Annotated in this window: 5 protein-coding genes; all 5 read left to right on the top strand. The window is 69.4% G+C overall.

Translation table 11 applies throughout. The features are described 5' to 3' along the window. Nucleotides 1–16 precede the first annotated feature (16 nt). The gene (pgsA, locus tag ACP5M5_RS14650) at nucleotides 17–619 is read left to right on the top strand and encodes a CDP-diacylglycerol--glycerol-3-phosphate 3-phosphatidyltransferase (protein ID WP_427938587.1); all 603 of its coding nucleotides are present in this window, start codon (nucleotides 17–19) and stop codon (nucleotides 617–619) included. Next, the gene (gene mobB, locus ACP5M5_RS14645) at nucleotides 616–1128 is read left to right on the top strand and encodes a molybdopterin-guanine dinucleotide biosynthesis protein B (RefSeq protein WP_427938585.1); all 513 of its coding nucleotides are present in this window, start codon (nucleotides 616–618) and stop codon (nucleotides 1126–1128) included. The genes pgsA and mobB overlap by 4 nt, the downstream gene beginning before the upstream one ends. A gap of 63 nt (nucleotides 1129–1191) precedes the next feature. Next, nucleotides 1192–1659 (top strand): hypothetical protein, encoded by a 468-nt coding sequence (locus ACP5M5_RS14640; RefSeq protein ID WP_427938582.1) that lies wholly within the window; start codon nucleotides 1192–1194, stop codon nucleotides 1657–1659. A gap of 13 nt (nucleotides 1660–1672) precedes the next feature. Further along, on the top strand, nucleotides 1673–1939 hold the full coding sequence (moaD, locus tag ACP5M5_RS14635) for a molybdopterin converting factor subunit 1 (protein ID WP_240319093.1): 267 nt from the start codon (nucleotides 1673–1675) through the stop codon (nucleotides 1937–1939). Continuing rightward, nucleotides 1940–2389, top strand: a 450-nt coding sequence (locus ACP5M5_RS14630) for a molybdenum cofactor biosynthesis protein MoaE (RefSeq protein WP_427938580.1), incomplete at its 3' end; no start/stop codon positions are given.

Here is a 2389-nt window from a genome sequence, read left to right as displayed (position 1 = left end):
CTAGTTTCGCCCTCCCATGCTGACCGATCTGCCCAATCTCCTGACGCTGTCGCGGATCGCCGCGATCCCGCTCTTGGTCGTGCTGCTCGCGTTGCGGCTGCCATGGGCCGATCTCGCCGCGACGATCGTCTTCGCCGCCGCCGCCATCACCGATTATTTCGATGGCTGGCTCGCACGCCACTGGCGGCAAATGTCGGATTTCGGGCGCATGCTCGACCCGATCGCCGACAAGCTCCTGGTCGGCGCGGCGCTGATGATGCTGGTCGGCACCAACCGCCTCAGCCGTTTCGGCCTCTATCCGGCGATCGTCATTATGCTGCGCGAGATTTTGGTGAGCGGGCTGCGCGAATATCTCGCGGAGACCCATGTCGGCCTGCCGGTGACGCGGCTTGCCAAGTGGAAAACCGGCCTGCAGCTCGCCGCCCTCGGGGCGCTGATCGCCGGCAACGATAGCGCGCGGCTGCTCGGCTTTGGGTTCGTGCCGGTCGCGGTGATCGGCGAGACGCTGCTCTGGCTCGCCGCGGTGCTGACGCTGTTCACCGGCTGGGATTATCTCACCGCCGGCCTCCGCCACGCCGCCGGGCCCGAGACGCCGGCCCCGGGCGGCGAGCGGCGATGAAGACGCTCGGCCTCGCCGGCTGGTCGGGGAGCGGCAAGACGACGCTGCTGGTCGCGCTATTGCCGCTGTTTCGCGCCCAGGGCCTCACCGTCTCGACGATCAAGCACGCGCATCACGGCTTTGACCTCGACCGCCCGGGCAAAGACAGTTTCCGCCATCGCGCCGCCGGCGCCCATGAGGTGCTGGTGGCGAGTGCGGCGCGCTGGGCGCTGTTGCACGAGAATGCCGGCGAGGAGATGGATTTTGCCGCCCTGCTCGCCCGCCTCTCGCCGGTCGATCTGGTGCTGGTCGAGGGGTTCAAACGCACCCCCTATCCGAAAATCGAGGTTTTCCGCCCCGCCCTCGGCAAGCCGCCGCTCTGGCCGGAGGTGCCCGAGATCATCGCGGTGGCTTGCGATGCCGCCTTGCCCGGCTGTGACCGGCCGGTCTTGCCGCTCAACGCGCCTTCGGTGATCGCGGGCTGGGTTGCGCGCCATCTCCCGCTGGCCACGCCTGCGCAATCTGCTTGAGAAGCGGGCGCGGGCGGGCCACATTGCGTCTTCACACGTCATCACATCCACGAGAACCGCCGCATGCCCTGTTTTCCGCTCCCCTCCCTCTCGCGCTCGCGCGGCTGGTTGCTCGGCCTTGCGCTGCTTTTGCCCGGCTGCTCCGGGTTTGGCACCTTCCTCGGCGACACCTATGGCTTTCACGGCGATGAACATCTGCCGATCGGGGATGCGGAGAATGTCCGCCGGGTTGAGGGGCAGCCGGCGACGGAAGCGCCGCTGACCACCGAGCCCGGCAATGTCTGGCCGGGCCCGGTCCCGACCGAGCCGACGCTCTCTGATCTCGAACGCGCCCAGGATCAGGAAATCAAGCAATATCGCCCGAGCACGCCGCCGCCGAGCACCACGGCGCCCCGCACATCACCGCCGGCGCCGATCAGCGGCGGCAACACCTCTGAAACCGGCGGCAATATCGTGATCCCGAATGGCGATGGCACCAGCACGGTGATCATGCCGGATGGCAGTGTCCGCACCATCCCCACCCCGAAATGAACGGAGGGCGCGCATGAGCGGGTTTCGGCTGCATCTGCTCTATTTCGCCTGGCTGCGCGAGCGCATCGGGCGCGGCGAGGAGGAGATCGAGGTGCCGGGCGAGGTGCGCACCCTCGGCGCGCTCAGCGCCTGGCTCGCCGCCCGCGGCCCGGGTTACGCGAGCGCCTTTGCCGCCGGCAAATCGGTTCGCGCCGCCGTCAACCAGCGTTTCGCCGGCCCCGAGACGGCGCTGGCGCCGGGCGACGAAGTGGCCTTCTTTCCGCCGGTAACCGGGGGCTGAATGCTCACCACCCGCGTCCAGGAGGGGCCGTTCGATATCGGCGCCGAGTTCGCCGCCCTCACCGCCGGGCGCAGCGATATCGGCGGGATCGGCTGTTTCGTCGGCACGGTGCGCGGCGATGTCGGCGGCCGGGCGCTCGCGGCGATGACGCTGGAGCATTACCCGGCGATGACCGAACGCGCGCTCGCCGCCATCGCCGCCGAGGCCGAGGCGCGCTGGGCGCTGCTCGGCGGCACCCTCATCCATCGCGTCGGGCGGCTTGCGCCCGGGGCGCCGATCGTCCTGGTTCTCGCCGCCGCTCGCCACCGCGACGCCGCCTTGGCCGCGACCGGCTTTCTGATCGACTGGCTGAAGACCCGGGCGCCGTTTTGGAAAAAAGAATCGTTTGCCGATGGCAGCGAAGCCTGGGTCGAGGCCCGCGCCGAAGACGAAGCCGCCGCCGAACGCTGG

The organism is Acidibrevibacterium sp. (assembly GCF_049965395.1).
Lineage (GTDB): Bacteria > Pseudomonadota > Alphaproteobacteria > Acetobacterales > Acetobacteraceae > Acidibrevibacterium > Acidibrevibacterium fodinaquatile.
This window is presented reverse-complemented; position numbering and strand designations above follow the sequence as displayed.